Below are 20,259 nucleotides of genomic sequence, written 5' to 3'. Positions count from 1 at the left end.
ACGCGGGTGCCGTGCTCCTCCTCGTAGCGGCGCATCTCGTCCAGGTACCACGGGCCCGGGTCCTGGCCGCCGTGCGCCGCCTTGTCCGGTGGGTTGCTCCAGCAGTTGGTCTCCGAGCAGACGTCCTGGTCAAGACCGGAGTAGAAGATCGAGTTCAGGCCCCAGCCGACCGGGCCGAGGGTCTGGGCGCCGGGGTCGGCCGCCTTGACCGCCGCCCCGTACGCGTAGGTGCGCTCCCGCAGTTCGTCGTAGCCCAGGCCCTCCGGGCGCACGTCGCGGTGCGTGTGGTGCCACAGGTCGGGCTCGTTGTCGAGGTTGTAGAACTCCACGCCGCCCTCGGCCGCGCTGCCGTGGCGGCTCCGAAGGTGCTCGATCCAGTCGGTGACGTACTCCGTGCCGATGGCCACGGAGGTGTCCGCCGGGTCGGTGCCGGTGATCTCCTCGCCCTCGGGCGTCAGCCCGTTGCCGCGGTCCGGCGCCCAGACGTCGGTGCTCTGCTGCGGGCCGTACTTCTCGACGCTGAAGCCGCAGGCGCGCGCCCGTTCCTTGGCGACCCAGCGGAGCATCGGCAGGGTGAGGACGGTCTCGGCGCCGGTCTCCAGGTTCTGCTCGACGAACCGGTCGGTCTCCGACCCGTCGGGCAGGTTCTCGGGGGCCGGGTTGTCGTTGGGGATGTTCTCGAAGTACCAGTCCGAGGCGCGGTTCGTGGTGTCGTTGCGGAAGTTGTACCGGGTGGTGGCGTTGCCGCCCCACCTGTCCACGGATCGCACACACACCCGCTTCGGCGCTGCACGAAGGGCATCGATGGCCGGAACGAGATCGCTGACTGACGGATCAGGGCGCTGTACGGCGAGCACGAGGCCGACGCGTGAGGAGCGCGTGAGCGCCCTCCTGGCGGGTTCCGCGTAGCGGGAGAGGTCCTGACCTGGGACATACGCGATGAGCGTTGCCGCGACCGGTCACAAGGAACTGCCCGTGCCGACATCCGGCCGCACACACGAAACGCCCCGGATCAGCACTCATGCTGGTCACAGGGCGTTCAGGCACTTCATCATCCAAAGTGCCCCCGGCAGGATTCGAACCTGCGCACACGGCTCCGGAGGCCGTCATCGTCCCAGAAGTTCACGCAGGTCACAGGCTTACCTGACGCACCGTCGGCCTGCCCGTCCCGCGAATAGCCCGCGTGGGCCCGATGTGTCCCGTTGTCCTGTTTGCCCTGGTTGCCCGCTCGGCTAGTTTCTCGATACCGCCCGCCTGGAATACGATCGTCCGTTCGGTCGTTGGCGGGGCCGATGCAGGACCTGAGTGGAGGGCGGTGTCTGGGGTGAGGCTGTTCGACAGGGTGAGCGGTGTGGTGGAGGTTCTGCCGCGTCTGGCTGAGGTCGAGGCGGATGTGCAGGGGCTCGTCGAGGCGCACATGGAGACGATGCTGGGCGTGCGGTTCCTGGCGAGCGAGTTCAGCACCGGCCCGGTCCATGGCGGGCGTATCGACTCGCTAGGGCTGGACGAGAACAACGCGCCGGTGATCGTCGAGTACAAGCGCGGCACCGATGCTGGGGTGATCCACCAGGGTCTCTTCTACCTGGCCTGGCTGGTCGACCACCCGGCGGAGTTCCACCAGCTCGTCCGTGACCGCCTCGGTGCTGAGATCGCCGCCCAGATCGTGTGGAGAGCTCCGCGGCTGATCTGCGTAGCCGGCGACTTCACCCGCTACGACATCCACGCCGTACGCGAGCACCGGCGCAGCATCGACCTGGTCCGCTACCGGTTCTTCGGCGACCAGCACGTGGGCCTGGAGGCCGTAGCCTCGGTCACCGGCAACCTCGGCAGTGCCGGAGGACGGAGTCATCGGCCGACAAGGGACGCCGCTCACGGAGGGCGGTGTGCGGACGGGGCGATGGCGGAGCTGGAGATCGAGCTGGACGAGATGCTACGCGGCCTGGGCGACGACGTGACCACGGTCCAGCGCAAGACGTACCGCGCTTACCAGCGGCTGCGCAACTTCGCCTGTGTCTGCCCACCCCGGCAGAAGGATCTGCTCGTCTACGTCAAAGCCGACCCGAAGAGCGTCGAGTTGGTCCCTGGGTTCACTCGCGACGTGACTGGCCTCGGCCATCATGGCACCGGCGACCTGGAACTACGCCTGGCCTCCAGGCGGCACCTGGACCGTGCTCACGAAGTGCTGCGCATGAGCTATGCGGGTGCCTGACCTGGCTCGGATTCGCGTCCCCAGAGGTGATGCCCTGTGGTTGAGAGTCCGCGTGGGACTATCTTCCTGTTTAATCCGTTCGCCGTCCCCCGACCGCTTCGGGACCAGAAGCATGCCCGGAAAGGCTGGGTCGCACCGAAGCACAATGTCTTATTGTTCCCGCTTGATGCCCAGCCTGTACGGCGCGCTCAAGTCGCGTGGAGGGCAGAGCAGCAGCTCACGAGCTGTGTCACCGCTCCCTGCCGGGGCGGCTCCATTGCAGCGCCGTCTTCGTGACGGCAGGAGATGTACTGGCGGACGGGTGTCACCGCTCCCTGCCGGGGCGGCTCCATTGCAGCGTGTCCGGCCTTGTCCGCGCGGCGGGGTCCCGACAGGTGTCACCGCTCCCTGCCGGGGCGGCTCCATTGCAGCAGCGCGCAGAAGTCGATCTCCGTCTACCACACGGGTGTCACCGCTCCCTGCCGGGGCGGCTCCATTGCAGCTGCCTCCGCCAGACGCTCCCGCGCCTCGGCGAGCGTGTGTCACCGCTCCCTGCCGGGGCGGCTCCATTGCAGCACCTCCTGGACGATGCCGGGCGGGCCGACGACCGGGGTGTCACCGCTCCCTGCCGGGGCGGCTCCATTGCAGCTTCACCACTTCGACCGGGCGCCCGGTTGGGTACGCCGTGTCACCGCTCCCTGCCGGGGCGGCTCCATTGCAGCGCCTGGCACCTGGACTGGAACACTTCCGAGACCCCGGTGTCACCGCCTCCTGCCGAGGCGGCCCAACCGTGTGTCTTTGTCGACGCGCTGCGTTCGCCCGCCGCGTCTGACCTCGGAGCCCCTGCCGAGGCCAGCCCGCTCGCGACGCGTTGGGGGTTGTCGGTGGAATCTCTGTTCAAGTCAACCTGGTTGATTCGCGCTCTCGTCGCGTCATTCGTACGGGGAGCTCGTTTGAGCCGGGTGTTATATCTGCTTCCGGTATCTGGGGTGAGCGGTCCGGTTGTCTGCGGAATTCGTGTCCCGTCCGTAGGGGTGCGTCCACGGAGCTGCCGCTGACTGAAGAAGCTGGCTGCCGCCCCTCGCGTTGTCAGTGAGGGATGGCAGCATGCTCACTGTGTCTGGATCGTCGCTGTGTGATATTAGGGATGGCGCTGTGGGGCGTGAGTGGGGTGAGTTGTTCGAGGCGTTCATGAATCGGGCGACGGGGCGGGAGGCGTTTCCGTTTCAGGTGCGTCTTGCAGTGGAGGGGTTGCCGGAGTTGTTGAGGGTGCCGCCTGGGTCGGGGAAGACGGAGGCGGCTGTTCTTCCCTGGCTGTGGCGGTTGTTGGAGCATCCGGAGCAGTCGGTGCGGGAGTCAACCCCTGGGCGGCTGGTGTTCGTACTGCCGATGCGGACGCTGGTCGAGCAGGTCGTCGAGAAGACGACCGGGTGGCTGCGCGCGCTGGGGCTCGCTGAGAGGGTCGGCGTACATGTCCTGATGGGCGGGGAGGTTCGGGATGACGACGCGTGGCAGTTGGACCCGTTCGCCCCGGCGGTGTTCGTAGGAACGCAGGACATGGTGCTGTCCCGGCTGTTGATGCGGGGGTACGGGGATGCGAGGTCGCGGTGGCCGGTGCCGTTCGGTCTGCTGCACAGCGGTAGCCAGTTCGTGTTCGACGAGACGCAGTTGATGGGGCCTGCGTTGGCCACGTCGGTGCAGTTGCAGGCGTTGCGGGAGAAGTTGGGGACGGCTTTGGGGTCGTCGTCGATGTGGATGTCCGCGACGGTGGAACCGTGGGAGCTGGTGACGGCGGATCGCCCGGTGCCGCCGGCCGCGGTGGAGTTGACGGAGGCGGACCGTGAGGCTGGGCTGCTGGGGAAGCGGCTGAGTGCTGAGCGGCGTGTGGCGCGGTTGCCGGTGCCGGACGCGGCGAAGGGGTATGCGGGGGCGGTGGCTGCTGCGCTGCTGGAGCGGCATGCGCCGGGGACGCGGACGTTGGCGTTCTTCAACACGGTGAGCAGGTCGGTGGAGGTGGCCCAAGCGTTGTCCCGTCTGTTGCCGTCGGATGGGTCTGGTCCGGTGGTGACGCTGGTGCATGGGCAGTTCCGGCCGGGGGAGCGGCGCCGTCTCGTGGAGGAGGTACGGGGTGGCTGTGCGGGGGCAGGGCGGATCGTGGTGAGCACTCAGGCGCTGGAGGCGGGGGTGGACATCACCTCGCGCCTGCTGTTCACGGAGGTGGCGCCGTGGACGTCGGTGTTGCAGCGATGCGGGCGCTGTAACCGGACGGGGGATGATCCGGGGGCGGAGGTGCTGTGGGCCTGGCCGCCTGGGGGAACCAAGGCGGCAGCCCCGTACGAGGCAGCGGATCTGGAGGCGTCGGCGGAGGCACTGTCTGGTTGGGAGGGGGCTGCGGTCACACTGCCGCAGATGCTGGACGCGAAGGTGGCCCAGCAGCGTCCGGAGTATCTCCACCTGCGGCGCCGGGACTTGCTTCAGCTCTGGGACACGATGCCTGATCTGACTGGTGCGGACGTTGAAGTCGGCCAGTGGATTCGGGACGGGGAGGACCGTACTGGGCTGGTGGCATGGCGGGCGTGGCCGGAGGGACGGCCTGCCGAGGAGGAGACTTCTCCTGACCGTGAGGAGTTGTGCCCCGCGCCGCTGGGGGATCTGGGGAAACTTGCCGAGGAAGGTCGGCTGTGGGTGCTTGACCAGGTGGACGGCCTGTGGCGCCGCTGTCCGAAGAGAGATGTACGCCCGGGGAACGTGTATCTGCTGGATGCCGCGCTCGGCGGCTACCGGGTCGAGACGGGATGGTCGTCAAAGTCGCGTACGCCGGTTCCGGTGGTCGAGGCAGTGGGCAGGCCGGTCAGCGGGCTTGGCGACGATCGGCGTTCGGTCGCGGATCGGTGGGTGGGCCTGGCGCAGCACGGCCGTGACACCGAGGAAGAACTGAGCGGCTTGCTGGTTTCGGCCGGTCCTGTTCTGGACGTTCCGCAGGCTCAGCGGACTGCTGCTCTGACAGCCGCGCGCCACCATGACCTGGGGAAAGCCATAGACCTGGTTCAGCGGGCGCTGGCGCGGTCCGCTGGGGACGCGGTGCCGCCGGGGGAGGGACCGTGGGGGAAGTCTCCTGGGAAGCGGCTGCGTTATGAGCGTGCGCATTTCCGGCATGAGCTGGTGACGGCGCTGATGTTGCTTGATCCGGTCGGCGGACTGCTGGACGGGCTGGAGGAGCCTGACCTCGCGGTCTACCTGGCGGCGGCCCACCACGGGAAGGTGCGCCTGTCGGTGCGTTCCGTGGGGGAGGAGGCGGAGCACGAGCCGCCGCGCTTGCTCGGCGTGGAGAACGGCGACCGTGTGGGGCCGGTCGAGACGGCGGATGGCCGGACGGTGCCCGAACTGACTCTGGACACGTCGGTCCTGTTCCTGGGGGGTGGGACGGGCGGGTCGTGGGTGCAGCGGGTCACCACGCTGCGGGACAGGCAGGACGCCGGGCCGTTCCGCGTCGGCTGGCTGGAGGCCCTGGTCCGGATGGCCGACTGGCGGGCGAGCCGCCGTTACCGCGACGAGCCGCTGGGCCCGGCCGGTCAATTTCCGGACGGTACCCAGACGGAGAAGCAGGGAGAACTGTGGTGACCGGTCATGCTCTCCTGGGCTTGGAGGCCGTGAGTCTGGCGGACTATCTGAGCGCCGTGGGCCTGCTGCGTGCGGTGGCCTGTCAGCACGATCCCGGCGCCACGTTGGCGTGGCGCCGGGGCGTGCCCGTCCTGGACTCCGCCTTGACGGCTGACGACCTGCCGCGCTGGTTGAGCCGGGAGTTCGTGCCCAGCCCACTGGTCTCGCCGTGGAACGCGGGCTCCGGGTTCGCCGGCAACGGCAAGAGCAAAGAAGCCGAGCGGAACCTCGAACTCGTCGAACGCTCGACGAGCGCGCGCTTGGCCCCGCTGCGGGAGGCGGTGACCGCCGCCCGCGCTGTGGTGGCGGAAGGACGCGCCCGGGGATGGGCGGGCGGCACGATGTGGGACGAGAAACGCAAGACCGAGCTGCTGACGCTGTGCCGCAACCGGCTGCCCGACGCCGTGCTGCCCTGGCTGGACGCGGCGCTCGCGCTGGACGGCGAGAGCGTCTTCTACAACCCGCTCGCCGGGACCGGCGGAAACCTCGGCCGTCAGGAACTGTTCGCCACCTACCTGCGGCAGGTACTGCGGTTGATCGACCACGACAGGGGCGGTGATGAGGTCGTGATGTGGGCCGAAGCCCTGGTCAGCGGCCGGGAGCATGTGCCCTACCTCCGAGGACCGGTCGGTCAGTTCGACCCCGGCCGGGCTGGCGGTATCCACTCCTCAGTCTTCGAGAAGCAGGACGACGCCGGGTTCGTGAACCCCTGGCGAACCGTCCTGACGTGCGAAGGACTGCTGCTCTTCGCCAGCTCGGTGGCGCGCCGGAACAACGCCGGGCCCCGGCAGTCGAGCCCGTTCGTCGTCCGTTCCACGCCCTACGGTTACGGCACGGCGGCCCCGGAGGAGACCAAGGGGGAGTTCTGGGCGCCGCTGTGGGCCGCCCCTGTCCGGCTTCCCGAGCTGGAGCACCTTCTGGGCGAAGGACGCGCCCAGTACGGCGGGCGCCAGGCCCGCAGCGGTTTCGACTTCGCGCGCGCGGCCGGCTCGCTCGGGGTGGACCGCAATCTGACCGCCTTCCGGCGCTTCGTCTTCGCCAAGCGCCTCGGACAGAATCCCTTGGCGGTCCGGGCGGGCGACATCACTGTCGGCTCCCGTACGGGTGAACTGGCGCTGCTGCGGGAGGCGTACGACTGGACACAGCGGCTTCGTGAGGACAAGTGCCCGGCGGGAATCGCCAGCCTCCTGCGGCGGACTCGTGCCAGCATGTTCGCCCTCGCCGCCGGCGCATGGGACACCGCCGCCGAGACCCGCACGTTCGTCCGCCTCTTCGGCCGTCTCCACGAGGCCGTCGCACGCTCCGAGCGGGCCCGCGAGGGCATCCGGCCCTTCCAGCCACGGGCACGCCCTGAATGGGTCATCGGCGACGGCGAGTGCCCGGACGAGCTGGTTCTGGCCGCCGCGCTCGCGAGCCTGGCGGAATGGCCCGGAGGACCGCCGGTCCTGCGCGCGTCACTGACCCGCGGTGGCCCGAACCGGCAGGGGCGGTGGGACTGGAGCGACCGGCTGCCTCTCGGCGTCGAACTCGGCGGTGCCACCCTGGCCCAGACGCTGGCCGCCGTGCATCAACGGCGTCTGCGGGAGCTGGCCGACCGCCGCCCCGACAACGGCCGGCCCCCTGCCTTTACCTATCCGGCCGGCCCACACGCCCGCCCCCGTGCTTCTCTCGTCCAGGACTTCGTGGACGGCACTCTCGACGACCACCTGCTCGCCGAACTGCTGCGCGGCCTGCTGATCCTCGGCTGGCGCACCACCTGCGCGGTGGGCACCGAATCCCATCCCGAGCGGGACCGGGCCGTCTCCGTTCCGCTTGCCACGCTGCTGCCGTTCTACGGGAACACCCTGCCGCCGATGAGGTTCCCCCTCCGCCCCGACCACCCCCCGTACGCGCCGGTGCTGCGCCCGCGCGCCGACTGGGCGAACCGCCTGCGCGCCGGGCACATCGACGCCGTCCTTGCCGACGCACAGCTCCGTATGCGGCAGCAGCACTGTCCACCCACGCCAGCACTGCGCAACGCCGCCACGGTGGATGGCACACGGCTGGCGGCTGCGCTGCTCCTTCCCGTCACGCGTGAAGCCCGTTCTTGGGCACTCGCCACAGTCAGTGTCACCACTGACACCGCCGTCCAGAACCGCACACGACGACAGAAAGCAAACGCACGATGATCGACATCACCTCCAACCGCCTGCGCTTCCGCGCCCAGCTGCGCCCCGCGCTCGGAACCCGTTTCCAGCCCACCGGGTTCCCCGACCTCGGCGCGGCCGAATACACCGGATACCGCGACGGCGAGCCGGTTCGCACCCTCCTGGTCGAATCCCCGCAGTCCATGGCGAACCGCCTGGAGAACACCGCCTGGGACATCGCGGCACAAGCGCCGGTAGGACTCGTGCGAGATCTCCCCTACATCGAGGTCCGCAAGGCGGAGGAGCCGCACCCCTTCGTGACCACCTCCCGCCAGGAGGCCCACCGCCTGGCCTCCCCGTATGTCCGTTCCTCCCTGCTTGGTGGACGCGCGATGACCCAGGTCATCGCCGAACGCTTCGGCCTGGCCAACGACCAGCCCCTCGACTACCCGGCCATCGCCCGTGCCGTCTTCGCCCTCGACCCGTTCACCCTGCTGCACGGCTGCTTCTTCAACCAGAAGGAATGGCCCGGGCAGCCCAAGTTCGCCCGCGCCGCGAGCGCTGCCATCGAGGCATACGATGTCGAGCAGGCTGTCAGCGGCGGACGCAAGTCCGATCACGTCCGCCACCACACCGGCAAGGACGCGGACCCGGAGGAGGGCACCGCGCTCGCCGGCAGTAGCGAGGGTTACGGCTCCATCCCGTTCCAGCGCGTCGAATACACCGCCCGGCTCATCGAGGCCCAGTTCAGCGTCGATGTCCAACTGCTGCGCACCTACGCCCTCGGCTCCGAGCAGACCGAACTGCTCGCCGCTCTGGCCCTGTGGGAGATCCGCACCTTCCTCGACGGCGGTCTGCGACTGCGCACCGCGTGCGACCTCGAACTCACCGAAGTCGTCGCGAGCTCCGTCCCCCTGCCCGAGACCGAGACGCTGGAAGCCCGCATCCGCGAGCTCATCTCCGCCGTCACCCCCGATCTCGACCACACCGGCCCGCTCACGGTCCTGTGGGACGGCGGCAAGACCACCAAGCGCGCGAAGTCGTCGAAGAAGCCTCCGGCCCAGAAGACCCGCGAACTGACGGAGGCTGCCGCACAGTGATCACGCTGGCCTTCCACTTTCCCCAGCGCCGATACCACGCCACCCCCTGGGACCGCTACGTCAACGAGGGCGCCGTCGAAGTGCCACCCGCGCCCTGGCGCATCCTGCGTACCCTCTATGCCGTCTGGCGCCAGCGGCACCCGGAAATCGACGCCGACACCATGCACCCCATCCTCCGACAACTCGCTGCCCCACCCCTCTACCACCTGCCGCCCTACCAACTCGCCCACACGCGCCACTACTACCCCGACACCCACCACCGTCCCGGCCGCACGAGCACCGACACCTACATCGACGCCTTCGCTGTCCTCGGCGACGACGCCACCCTCTACGTCACCTGGGAACACGCCACACTCACCGACCCACAGCTCACCGCCCTCGAACGCGTCTGCCTGTCCATCCCCTACCTCGGCCGCGCCGAGAGCCTCACGGAAGCCCGCATCCACAAGGGCCCGCTGCCTGGCCGACCTCACGCGGAGAGTCGGCTCCTACGATGGAACGACAGCGGAGAACGCCCTCCCGGCACGGAAATGGTTCAACTCCTCGTCCCGGACGGCCCTCTGAATCTCGACGCCCTCACACTCCGCCCAGCCGACATTCGCCCGAAGCACCGCCTCCCCCCGAACACCTGTCACCTTCCCTACGCTGTACCCGTACCCGCCACGCATAGACGGCCGACCAGCGTCACGCCGCGAGCACCGGTCACGGCCGTCCGCCTCGCCATCACGGGAAGCCATCTCCCCCCACTCACCCAGACACTCCCCCTCACAGACGCCCTTCGAGCCACCTGCATCAGAACGCTCACCGAGGGTGAAGACGAGGCGCCCACGGATGCCAGCACACTCGCTGGCAAAGAAAGCGACGGGAGCCCGATGACAGGACACCGCCACACACACTTCCTCCCCCGAAGCAGTGACGGCCGCCGCACCGACGAAGTCGTCCTGTGGATTCCCGGCGGACTCAGCGACACCGAACTCAACGCCATCCGCCTCGTCGTCCACCACGGCATCAGCACCTCCCGCCATGCCCCCGGGCCACGAGATGTCTACTTCCGTATCGCCGATTTCGGCGCAGCAGAGCACGTTCTGCCGCTGGAGTGGACCACCCCTGCCACTCAATGGACGAGCACGACCCCGTTTCTCCCACCACGTCACAGGAAGAAGAACCAGCATCCAGGCGCCTACCTGATCAACGAGGTGACCCGCGAACTCACCCACCGCGGCCTGCCAGCGCCGACCCAGATCGAGATCCTCCCCGGCGCCTGGGGCACACACATCCGCCACCGGCACAGGAAGAAGGAACCACTTGCGGCAGCCCGCTCCGGCCACGGCATCCGCATCACCTTCGACCAACCCGTCTCCGGCCCCATCTCCCTCGGCCGCCACTCACACTTCGGCCTCGGCCTGTTCGAACCAAGCCGCTGACCCTGCAACCCACTTCGGAACCCCAAGCATGCCCGGAAACTCCGTACCGCACCGAAGCAAAACACCCCGAATTCCTGGATTGTCCCACGGCTGCCCAGCTTCTCCGACACGTCCAGAGGGGAAAACGGCAGGTCCCGCACCGTGCCACCGCCCCACCCCGGGGCGGCCCCATTGCAGCCCTTTCTGCCGTCGAGGCAGGTGCGTGCCGCGCGCCGTGCCACCGCCCCACCCCGGGGCGGCCCCATTGCAGCACGATCAGCTCGCGCTGGAACGGCAGCCGGTAACTGGTGCCACCGCCCCACCCCGGGGCGGCCCCATTGCAGCGACGCCTTCGTGACCAGCAAGCGTGAGCCCTACGTAGTGCCACCGCCCCACCCCGGGGCGGCCCCATTGTGGTATTTGGGCCCTGCAGTCGCATGACTGCTTGAACGTCGTCCTGCCGTCGGTCTATTCGCGGGCGGCCAGCCCGTCAAGTCCGTGTGCCGAGACGCCTTTGCGTTGGTTCGAAAACTTGAACGTCTCTTTTCGTTCTCTTATTCGAAAAGAAGGTTCTGAGGGCTCCGGTCTGAGGGTGGCGGCGGAGGTGAGGAAAGGATGACCTTCCGATTTTGCTCCCCCGGCGTAGCTGATGGTCGCCGGGAAGGGATACGGTCAGCACGGGACCCCGGAGGCCGTCAACCTTTTACCGGGGTCCCGTCAGAGAACGCTCGCACCAGAGAAAGGCTTTTCTATGCGCGAACGTGTTTTCGCACCCGTTCCTCTTCAGGGCGGGGTGCGTCATGACGGTAGCAGCGTGTCGATGAACGGGTCTGGATTCAGTTCCTTCGTGGTCACGCTCCCGGTTGGGCTGGCCGTGGTCATGCCGGCCCTTTCGCTACTCGCTCTGTCGGGGGGCTGGCGGGAACCGGGGGCTGCTCTCCTGCTGGCCGGAACCTGGTGTTCCGCCTGGTCGGGCCGGTGTACGTACGTGAGGTTCCGCCGAGTGTGAGGCGACGGCGGAGGCCGTGACGGAGTTCCACTCCGGCCTCCGCCACACAGCGTGGCGCCGGGGTGTTCGAGTCAGACGGGCTTCGTGCCGGATGGCGGGGAGCAGAGTTTTTGCGGTTTCGGGGAGAGAAAAAGTTGAAGGGGGCGGTGTCGATGCCAGGTGGGGGCGTGAGAGCAAGCCGGTGCCAGACGTGTGGGGAGAAGATCGAGCAGAGTGCTCGGGGCCGGAAGAAGATCTTCTGCGGGCCGGCCTGTCGGCGGAAGGCGCAGCGGCAGCGTGACAAGGGCAAAGGTGTAGGTGTCGAACGTGAGCGGCGTGCGGCGACTGTGGCCGATGTCCTGCAGCAGCTCTCGGCCCGGCTCCAGGTGTTGGAGTACGAGGAGCGTGATCTGCGCGAGCTGCTGGGCGTCGCCGCGCGTATCGCCGAGGGCGCGGAGTTTTTCGCGGCGCTGGCCGTGCAGGAGCGGCGGGAAGCGGGATTGACGTGGGCTGAGGTGGCGGAGGCCGCTTCGCTCAGTGTCGGCGCTGCCCGTGCCCGCTGGAGCGGGGACGAGGGAAAGTTGAGCAGGTGGGTCATGCAGCAGGACGTTCCCGAAACGGCCGGGAAGGCTGCTGATGCCGAGCCGGGACGTCCACGTGCCGCTCAGCGTCTCGCTGCCGCACTGACCTCTCTCCATCGCAGGAGTGGGCGGCAGGTCAACGTCGTTGCGGAAGGGCTCGGCGTTTCGTCGTCCTACGTCTCGCGGATCATGAACGGCGATCGGCTGCCAGGGTGGGACGTGATCACGGGCCTGGTGCTGCAGCTCAACGGTAATCCGAAGGATTTCCGTCTGCTCTGGGAGCACGCCCGGGGAATCACCGGCAGGCAGTCCAACCCACTGCTTGTCGCTGTGGATCAGCTGGGAGCCGCGTTGCGCGGTCTTCACCTCGCCGCTGGCGAACCGGACTTCGACACCATCCAAGAGGCCACGGACGACCTTGTGGAAGCAGACGTCATCGCCCGCACGCTCCACGAGAAGCAGGTGCCCGACTGGGAGAAGGTCACCGCCATCGTCCGGGCGCTGAACGGTGACCCCAGCCAGATCAAGCCGCTGTGGGAGGCGGTCGAGTACCGACACTTGCGGGCAGCGAGCGGAAGGAGAGGCAAGTCCTGCCCACCGGACACGGAAGTCCGAAGCGGACGCCGGCGTGGCAGGACGACCGATAAGGGCAGCGAGACATGAGCGAACAACTGCTCCGTCAACACCGCACCTATCTGTGCCAGACCGCGGTAGCCCGGCCTCTCGGCGATGCCATCGACCTGGAGCTGCCGTTGGAGTTCACCGCCTTCTGCGTCCTGCACCAGCCGTGCTATCTACGCTACAGCGAGGCGCGCCTGGGGAGTACGCCTGCGGCGAAGCAGGCAGTGGCCGCGGCCCTTGGCGACCTGGCCATGAGCTGGTCGTCCGCGCTGGCGAGCCTTTCCCCCGCACGGGCGGCGTGGAGTCTCCTCACAGACCGTGTCGACAACGCGCCCGTGGCGCCGTCGGCAGACGCCACGGCGGCCCTGTACCGCATACTCCCCGCGTTCCAGGCGGACCTTGTGGTGCTCCACCACCAGCTCCGTGTTCCGCTGACACTGGTTTCCCGGACGGTGGGACGTCCACACGGGGACGTCGCCGGTCTCCTCAGCCTCGCCGAAAGGAATATGCCTCTGTCAACGTCATGAAAAAGGGGGGCGCGAACTCGGAAATCGTTTATGCGCCGGTGCACAACTGGCTTTCCCCGTACGGGTGTACGTGCTTCGGCCTCGTACGGGGACTTTCCCCGCCAGGTGGTCCGGCCACGGAGAAAGAGCCGTACGATGACGGTTGTGTGACCTGACCACGAAACACCGACCAGGCTAGGCAATCACGTATGGCACAGCGGCGCCCTCGTTCTCCTGCGGCTCTGGATTTCACTGCGCCCAGTATCGCCAGAATGTACGACTTCTTGCTCGATGGGAAAGACCACTACGAGATCGACCGTCGTGCCTGCTGGGAACTTCTCGCCTTCGCCCCCGGTGCCAAGGCGGCGGCTCTGGAGCAACGGCTTTTCCGGGCGCGGGCCGTCGAGTTCCTGGCGCGCGAGGCGGGCATCGACCAGTTCATCGACATGGGCGCAGGTCTGCCTGCGCCTGACGCTGTCCCCGGCAACGTGCACGAGATCGCCCGCCGGGTGCGGCCCGGTACGCGCACCCTCTATGTGGACGATGACCCTGTCGTCGCCGCCCACGCGCGGACTCAACTGGACGACCAGGCCGCCGACGTCGTGTGTGCCGACTTCCGTCAGATCGACGCTGTGCTGTCGCACGCCCACCGCAACCGGCTGATCGATCTCCGCCAGCCGGTGGCGGTGCTGTTCGTCTCAGTCCTCCACTGCCTGCCCGACCGAGATGACCCGGCCGCCCTGATCCGCCAGTTGCACCAGAGGCTGGTTCCCGGCAGCGGCGTAGTGATCAGCCATCTCGTCAACGAGGACGCGGTTGCCGGCGAGGAAGCAACCCGGCTGATGGGCCAGCTCACCGGAGGGCGGTGGGGGAAGGTGCGCCGCCGCCAGGACGTGCACGGCTTCTTCGAAGATCTGGAGCTGGTGCCCCCGGGGCTCACGGACGTCCACCTGTGGCGAGGCGACTGGAGCAGGGCAGAGAATAAGGCGTCCGGTGCACCGTGGGTGGAGTATGGCGGCGTCGGACTGGTACCGCCAAGGACCGCTGCACCGTCGTGAGACGGTGCAGCGGGGATACGACGTCAAGCTCGTCGGTGCGTCTCGTAGAACTGCCGGAACACGTCCCTCGACTTCTCCGGAGTCAATGCCTGCGCGGCCAGCCAGTCGAACATCTTCCGATGAGGCTCACCCTCCTCCGCCCCCTGGATGTACTCGGCCTCGTCGATACGCTCCAAGTACACGATGTCCGGCATCGCCGGAACCGGGACACGCAGGATCGTCATCGCGCCCACTTGTCCTGGCAGCAGCTCGTCCCGGGGGAAGACCTGCAGAGTCACCTTCGGCTGTTCGGAGATCTCCAACAGATGCTTGAACTGAGCGGCCAGAACGGATGAATATCCCACCTTCCGGTAGAAGATGGACTCATCCATGACAGCCCAGTACTGCATCGGTGGCTGCTTCTCGGTGAGAAGAGCCCCACGCATCACGCGCAACGCGATCCTGTTCTCGTTCTCTTCGCGTGCGGCGTCGGACAAAGCCCCCCATGTTTGGGCCGATGCGTACTCGGGTGTCTGAAGCAATCCCGGCATGTGCTGGGGTTCGTAGGTGCGCACCTGGGTCGCTGCGGCCTCCAGGTCGTAGAACACGGTCTGGAAAGCAGGCGTTAGCGCACCGAACCTGTGATACCACCCTGGTTGGTTGGCCTGGAGGGCCAGGTGCCTGGCCTGCTGGAGAACACCCCGATCGTGCTGACCGTACTTCTGCAGAAGTGTGACGACCTCGTCCGGGTCGAGCATGCGGTCGCAATCGCCTCCCTCGATCCGGCTGATGACCGAGGCGGACAGGCCGAGGAAACGACCGGCCTGCTGCTGCGTCAGCCCAGCCGACTCCCGGCGGTCCCGCAGATGCATCCCCATGCCGATCCGCAGTACCGTCGGGAAACGGCTGGAATTCTGCATCAGTTGCGCTATGGACGGTGCGCTGTCACGCTCGCTGCCCATACAGCGTTCTCCCTGTCACGCGAGCTTCCTGGGCATCCAGTATGTCACGCAAGGGGGCACGCCAGAAACAGAGAGTCGCATCGCGACGCCGTCTGTGCATCGGGGTCAGAGCAGGAAGTCGAAATCGCCGCTCTTCACGCCGACCAGGAACGCCTCGACCTCATCGCGGGTGTAGATCAACGCCGGGCCTTCCGGGTCGCGGGAGTTTCGTACTGCCGCGCCACCGTCCGGAAGCCCAGTCATCTCCACGCAAGTCCCCGTCGGAGCGCTCGCCCGGCTCTTGCGCCACTTCGCCCCGGCAATCTCGCCGGCCGCGATCCCGTTCGAATAGTGCGTCATCAAATCTCTCCGCTATGTGCTCGCCCCCCGGCATGTACCGGGGAGTAATGGGGGTGATGCCCCTGAAGCAGAGGCGTCTTGGGATTTTTCTACCCCGCACTTGCGACGTTGAAGCCAGCACCGGGATAGTGGCGCTACGGCGCACGATGCGCCAGCGCAAAGCGGCGGCAAGCACGGGTCATCTGACGAAGAAAGCAGCGACGGGGGCAAACGGAATATGCGGCGAGAATATGACCCGGACAAGCGCGCGTTCACCGCGCGCTTGTTCCCAGTGGCGCCGCAAAGCTGCTCAGCGGGGAGATTCTTCGTCGCCGCGACCCTCACCGACTGGGGTGCGCAAGAAGCGGCCGAAGCCGCCGAATCAGTGATATCTGAACTCATGGCTCACGTCATCCAACAGCCGTCCGACCGCTCGGCGAACCTCTGGCTCTCACTCGCCTACTCCCGCCCCCACGCCTCCGTCCTGTGCTTCATCACCACCCAGTCCACCCTTCGCCCTACACAACTGAACCGACTGGGGCACCGCATCGTCCGGCGACTCAGTGTTTCCTGGGGCCGGACGACCGACACCGACGGTGTCATCTACTGGGCCCGCATCCACATACCGCCCGCTGGCGAGCACGCCACTTGACTACGTGCATCGAACTTGGCAGGTACCGAGAAGCGCTCGTCGCCGTCCCCAGTGATTCACGGACGCCGGAAGTCGGCAGTAGCAGGGGCTCGCGGCATGGCCCGGCCGTGTCCCGACTGTGGTCCCGTAGGCGACGGAGAGTAAAGACATCGGGTGGGCTTCAGCCCTGTTGGAGTCTCCGCCGGGGTCTCGGCCAGCGTGAGGGAGAGCGTCTGAAGTATCGGGGTGGGCACGCCGGAGGAGAGGTGGATGGTTCAGGGGCCGTCGGTGCGCCCTTGTATCGCCCATTTGATGAACGGGTGGCCGACGGGTGACGGGGCGTATGGGTGGGAGGCGAAGGTGGTTGTTCCGTCTGGGGAGCGCCACCGCATTTCGCCCCTACCCTGTTCGGGACGCCAGCCCTTGTCGGTGAGGGGACCGGAGATGCGGTCGAGGCTTGGCTGGCGGATGGTGTCGGGGCCGGCCGTTCGTGCGCTGTCGTAGGTGAGTTGGTCGAGGAGGTCTCGTATCAGTTCGAGGGGCGTGCGGGCGGTTGCGTTCGCGCGCCATTGGAGGTGCCCGACGGGGGACGTGTAGGAGGCGACGGTCCACTTGTCAGCCCAGGAGCGTTCGGCTTCGTGGTCGAGGAGCACGCGGAGGGTGAGGGATTCGTGGCTGGCGACGGTTATGTCGTCGCCCCAGGTGCGGTACTTCTGCCACTGTGGGTGGGCGAGGAGGAAGTCGTCCAAGGCCCTCTCGTGGCTGTCGGGCGGGGTTGGCGTCATCGAGGTTGCGGTCTCCGTCATGGATGGCGGGTGCGGTGGGCGTGGGGGGGAGCAGGTGGTGGGGTCAGCGGTGTGGTGTCCGTGCTGCTGGGTTGCTCGTTGGTGGCGACGGCGCGGGTGGCGGGGTGAGCGTTCCGTTGTGCCACTGGGGGAGGGAGTTGAGCAGTCGGGTGCGCCAGCGGAGGGCGTAGTCGGGGCAGCTGGTGCACTTCTTGTGGGGGCAGCCGGGCAGGGGTTCGCCGAGGCGGGCGCCGTAACTCCAGGCCATGGAGTCGGAGCTGTACAGCTGGTGCCAGCACGTGCGCAGGCCGGTGGATTTGAACCCGAAGGCGTGCAGCCGCAGGCCGACTTGGGTGGAGAGGATTTCCACGATGCGTACGGCTTCGCGTGTGCCTTGTCGGCGGCAGATCGATCCGAGGCCAACGCGCGGTTCCGCGGTCAGGTCGATGCCGACGGCCGCGTACATCTCGACATGGCGCAGGTAGTCGGCCAGGTGCCAGCCCTGGAGGACGGGCATCCAGGGCAGTTCGTCGTCGTACGACATGAGGGTCAGGTAGCTGGCGACGGTCCGGGCCTGGTGCCGGTAGACGTCCTCGCCGGTGCGGGTGAGGATGTGCGGTTCGCACATCCAGTCCTGTATCGCGGCGTAGTCGAGGTTGCCGATCTCCTGCTGGAAGCGCCGGACGTTCGCCGCGTAACGGGCCGGGGGGACGGTCCACCTGCCGTGGAGGTACAGCTCTGAGTAGCCGCCGGAGTCCAGCAGCCAGGGGGTGACGGCGCGCGGGAGGACCTTCCGGCTGGCGAGGCGTCTGTGTGAGACGCATAGCGGCGTGGGCAGGGGGCCGCCGAATTCGCGGCGGGCGAGCCAGCCGGGCATCGCGGTGCCCAGGTAGGTCGACCGGTCCGCCTCGCCGTACTGCTCCGCTGTCCGCTGGCGGGGCGCGGGGATCAGCGGGTGCCGGTTTCCCTGTGGCTCGCGCACGGTTGTGGTTCTGGGGCTGGCGATGGAGAAGGGCAGGCGGAGTGGCAGCTCGTCGGCTCGGACTCGTGGGCCTCGGCCGTCGGCCGGGGTGGCGTGGTGTGCGGTGGCGGTCAGGGAACGCCTCGTGAGTGGTGGTGAGCTGGTGGCCGGGGCCGACGGATGGCGGCGGCGGGGCTGCCACGGGTGGACGGGCGGGCGGCGTAATGGGTGGTGGTGCCGGGCGTGGGGCCGTGGAGCCAGCGGGTGCGGAGGCTGGCGAGGGTGCGGAGAGCGCGGTGGCTGGTGGAGATGAGCTGCTGGACCGTGGTCTTCGGGTCGTTGGAAGATTCGGTGATGCGGTTGCCGGCGTCGCGTGCACGGCTGAGCAGAGCGCGCTGGAGGATGCGTTCGGCCCAGTGGTCGGCCGGGCCGGTGGTCGGCGTCGTGAGCAGGTCGGCGGGCGCGGTGCCGGGGGGAAGCGCGCCGTGCTGGACCGCTTCGGCGAGGACGGTGACCGGGTCGACCGCCTCGCCCCGGTGCGCGAGCGCGGTGATGCTCTTCCAGAGCGCGCCGCACTGCGGGTCGGCGAAGTCCTCCGGGCGCAGCCACGACACCAGGAACGGGAGGTCGTCGGGTTGGCTGGTCGCGCTGGATATGAGTGCCCGTTCCTCGACGCGGGCGTCCCCCAGGGTCTCGTGGGCGGGTTGGGAGGGGGGTGCCGTGCTGGGCACGTGAACCGGGGGAGAGGAGCGGTTGCTGCGCGCGGTCTCCGTGTAGGTGGCCAGCGCGTCGGCGTGGTGCAGAGCAGCGGCCACCGACGGGGCGTGGGCGAGCCGTTCGGCGAGGACGCGCAGCGTGCGGCGGGTATGGCCGGCGCGGACGAGGCGGGCGTAGTTGAGGGCGTGCCGGGGGACTGGGCAGGCTCCGGTGAGGGTGGTCAGGTAGGCGGCGGTGATGCCGCGCGCGTGCGTGGAGGCTTCGGCGAGGACGGCTTCGGGCCAGACTGGGGTGTCTTCGTGCCGGACGGGGTCGGGCATCGGGAGCGTCTGGAGGGCGTGGTAGATCGCCCGGTGGGTGGCGTTGCCGAAGTGGCCGGGCAGCAGGTCGATGGCGGAACGGCGGCCGGGCTGGAGGAGGAGGGCGCCGAGGAGGGCTTGCTCGGCGTAGTGTGCGGGCTCGGGGTGAGGGAGGGTGTCGAGTCCGTCGTCCTCGCCGGGGTCGGGTGGGGTGGTCATCAGGCGGCCAGGGTGTAGTCGTCGGGCTGGAACGAGGCGCCGAGCAGCGGGGCGAGGAGGTGGGCGGCGAGCCGCGGCGGCACGGCGTTGCCGACCTGGCTGAACTGTTGCCCCTTGTTGCCCTGCCAGGGATGGTCGCGGGGGAAGGTCTGCAGGACGCCGGCTTCGGCGGCCGTGATCCGGATCGCCTCCGGCGCCTCAGTGCCCTCGGTGGAGCCGGTGGTCCAGACGCACTCGTTGGCGCGGTTGCCGAAGAACAGCGTCGCGGCGGGTTCGTCCGTGCGGCGTATGGACGCGTGCCGCTGGGAGTTGGTGCGCAGCCACCAGGAGGTGTCGGTGGGGCGGTGCGTCCACCGGCCGCGGTCCCGTGCGTTGGCCAGTGCGCGGCGGGAACCGGAGGGGAAAGGCTCAGGTCCGCCGCCGGGCCCGCCGCCGGCGCATACGGTCGGGACGGGCCGGTCCGTGGCGCCCCACCCCAGGGCGCGGGCCATGGACACCCATGGTTCGCGCCCTGGGCCGAAGAGCGTCTCGGGCTCGGCGACGGCTGCGTGGGTCGGCTCCGGCGGCGACGCTCGCCGCGTGCGGGAGGCGAGGAGGATCGCCCGGCGTCTCGTCTGCGGGACGCCGTAATCCGCCGAATTCAGGACGCCTGCCCAGGTGGAGAAGCCCCACTTCCGCAGGACGGCAGCGTACTGGCGCCACAGAGGAAGAACCGGCGGGACCTCTTCCATGGCCACCCACTCCGGCTGCCCCACCGCGTGGAGGGCGTGGAGCCAGCGCATGGGCTCGGCCGCGAGGACGGACCGGGGGTCGCGGCAGGCGCCGAGGAGCGCTGCCCGGGTATCGCGTCCGTCAGCGAGGTCGGCCACCAGTTGGTGCACGAGCGGCTGGTCCACCAGACCGAGCCGCCGGCCGGCCGTCGACCATGCCTGGCACGGCGGGCTGGCTATCAACCCCCGGACACGGCCCAGGAGGGGGCGGACGGGGTACTTCGCCACGTCGGTACGGATCGTGAGGTACCCGGCGGCGGCACGCGTCCGGCACGCCCAGGCGTCCCACTCCAATCCGACGTCCAGCCCGGCGCGCTGCTCGTCCAGAAGACGGAGCCCTTGCGCCCAGCCGCCGGGCCCAGCGAAGAGGTCGACGATGAACAGCGG

General features: G+C 68.6%; 14 protein-coding genes, 1 pseudogene and 1 CRISPR repeat array. Of the genes and pseudogenes, 8 read left to right on the top strand and 7 right to left on the bottom strand.

Translation table 11 applies throughout. From position 1 onward, the window contains the following. Positions 1-8: 8 nt before the first annotated feature. Positions 9-761: pseudogene (locus ACL02R_RS11705) on the bottom strand (glycoside hydrolase family 44 protein); the annotation flags it as partial. Between the two features lie 554 nt (positions 762-1,315). Between ACL02R_RS11705 and ACL02R_RS11700 the strand changes: the two are divergent. The 8 genes from ACL02R_RS11700 (at position 1,316) to ACL02R_RS11665 (ending at position 14,231) form a co-directional block, all read left to right on the top strand. Next, entirely contained in the window at positions 1,316-2,209 is an 894-nt protein-coding gene (locus ACL02R_RS11700) for a DUF5655 domain-containing protein (RefSeq protein WP_412796788.1), read from the top strand. 226 nt (positions 2,210-2,435) lie between these two features. Next, positions 2,436-2,910: direct repeats of the CRISPR family, unit length 37 nt; unit sequence GTGTCACCGCTCCCTGCCGGGGCGGCTCCATTGCAGC. Between the two features lie 433 nt (positions 2,911-3,343). Further along, complete coding sequence (locus tag ACL02R_RS11695) at positions 3,344-5,809, top strand: DEAD/DEAH box helicase (RefSeq protein ID WP_412796787.1); 2,466 nt, start codon at positions 3,344-3,346, stop codon at positions 5,807-5,809. Next, entirely contained in the window at positions 5,806-8,016 is a 2,211-nt protein-coding gene (gene csx17 / locus ACL02R_RS11690; protein ID WP_412796786.1) for a type I-U CRISPR-associated protein Csx17, read from the top strand. Before ACL02R_RS11695 ends, csx17 begins: the two co-directional genes overlap by 4 nt. Next, positions 8,013-9,074, top strand: a complete 1,062-nt coding sequence (gene cas7u / locus ACL02R_RS11685) for a type I-U CRISPR-associated RAMP protein Csb1/Cas7u (RefSeq protein WP_412796785.1) — start codon at positions 8,013-8,015, stop codon at positions 9,072-9,074. The genes csx17 and cas7u overlap by 4 nt, the downstream gene beginning before the upstream one ends. Beyond that, complete coding sequence (csb2, locus tag ACL02R_RS11680) at positions 9,071-10,498, top strand: type I-U CRISPR-associated protein Csb2 (RefSeq protein ID WP_412796784.1); 1,428 nt, start codon at positions 9,071-9,073, stop codon at positions 10,496-10,498. The genes cas7u and csb2 overlap by 4 nt, the downstream gene beginning before the upstream one ends. 1,314 nt (positions 10,499-11,812) lie before the next feature. Continuing rightward, on the top strand, positions 11,813-12,709 hold the full coding sequence (locus ACL02R_RS11675) for a helix-turn-helix domain-containing protein (protein WP_412796783.1): 897 nt from the start codon (positions 11,813-11,815) through the stop codon (positions 12,707-12,709). Further along, the gene (locus ACL02R_RS11670) at positions 12,706-13,194 is read left to right on the top strand and encodes a hypothetical protein (RefSeq protein ID WP_412796782.1); all 489 of its coding nucleotides are present in this window, start codon (positions 12,706-12,708) and stop codon (positions 13,192-13,194) included. The genes ACL02R_RS11675 and ACL02R_RS11670 overlap by 4 nt, the downstream gene beginning before the upstream one ends. 188 nt (positions 13,195-13,382) lie before the next feature. Next, positions 13,383-14,231 (top strand): SAM-dependent methyltransferase, encoded by an 849-nt coding sequence (locus ACL02R_RS11665; protein WP_412796781.1) that lies wholly within the window; start codon positions 13,383-13,385, stop codon positions 14,229-14,231. A gap of 23 nt (positions 14,232-14,254) precedes the next feature. Here the strand turns inward: ACL02R_RS11665 and ACL02R_RS11660 are convergent, their stop codons facing one another. The 6 genes from ACL02R_RS11660 to ACL02R_RS11635 all read right to left on the bottom strand — a co-directional run bounded on the left by ACL02R_RS11660 (position 14,255) and on the right by ACL02R_RS11635 (position 20,256). Beyond that, positions 14,255-15,172, bottom strand: a complete 918-nt coding sequence (locus ACL02R_RS11660; RefSeq protein WP_412796780.1) for a helix-turn-helix domain-containing protein — start codon at positions 15,170-15,172, stop codon at positions 14,255-14,257. A gap of 105 nt (positions 15,173-15,277) precedes the next feature. Then, positions 15,278-15,511 (bottom strand): DUF397 domain-containing protein, encoded by a 234-nt coding sequence (locus tag ACL02R_RS11655; protein ID WP_412796779.1) that lies wholly within the window; start codon positions 15,509-15,511, stop codon positions 15,278-15,280. Positions 15,512-16,396: 885 nt separating this feature from the next. Continuing rightward, a complete protein-coding gene (locus ACL02R_RS11650; RefSeq protein ID WP_412796778.1) occupies positions 16,397-16,927 on the bottom strand; it encodes a DUF317 domain-containing protein in 531 nt (176 codons plus the stop codon). Positions 16,928-16,970: 43 nt separating this feature from the next. Beyond that, positions 16,971-17,888, bottom strand: a complete 918-nt coding sequence (locus ACL02R_RS11645; protein WP_412796777.1) for a hypothetical protein — start codon at positions 17,886-17,888, stop codon at positions 16,971-16,973. 110 nt (positions 17,889-17,998) lie between these two features. Continuing rightward, positions 17,999-19,102, bottom strand: a complete 1,104-nt coding sequence (locus ACL02R_RS11640; RefSeq protein ID WP_412796776.1) for a DnaB-like helicase N-terminal domain-containing protein — start codon at positions 19,100-19,102, stop codon at positions 17,999-18,001. Next, complete coding sequence (locus ACL02R_RS11635) at positions 19,102-20,256, bottom strand: DNA cytosine methyltransferase (RefSeq protein ID WP_412796820.1); 1,155 nt, start codon at positions 20,254-20,256, stop codon at positions 19,102-19,104. The genes ACL02R_RS11640 and ACL02R_RS11635 overlap by 1 nt, the downstream gene beginning before the upstream one ends. Between the last annotated feature and the right edge of the window lie 3 nt (positions 20,257-20,259).

Source organism: Streptomyces sp. MS19, from assembly GCF_047200595.1.
Classification (GTDB): Bacteria; Actinomycetota; Actinomycetes; order Streptomycetales; family Streptomycetaceae; genus Streptomyces.
Note: the sequence above shows the minus strand (reverse complement) of the source record. Positions and strands in the feature narration are given on the sequence as shown.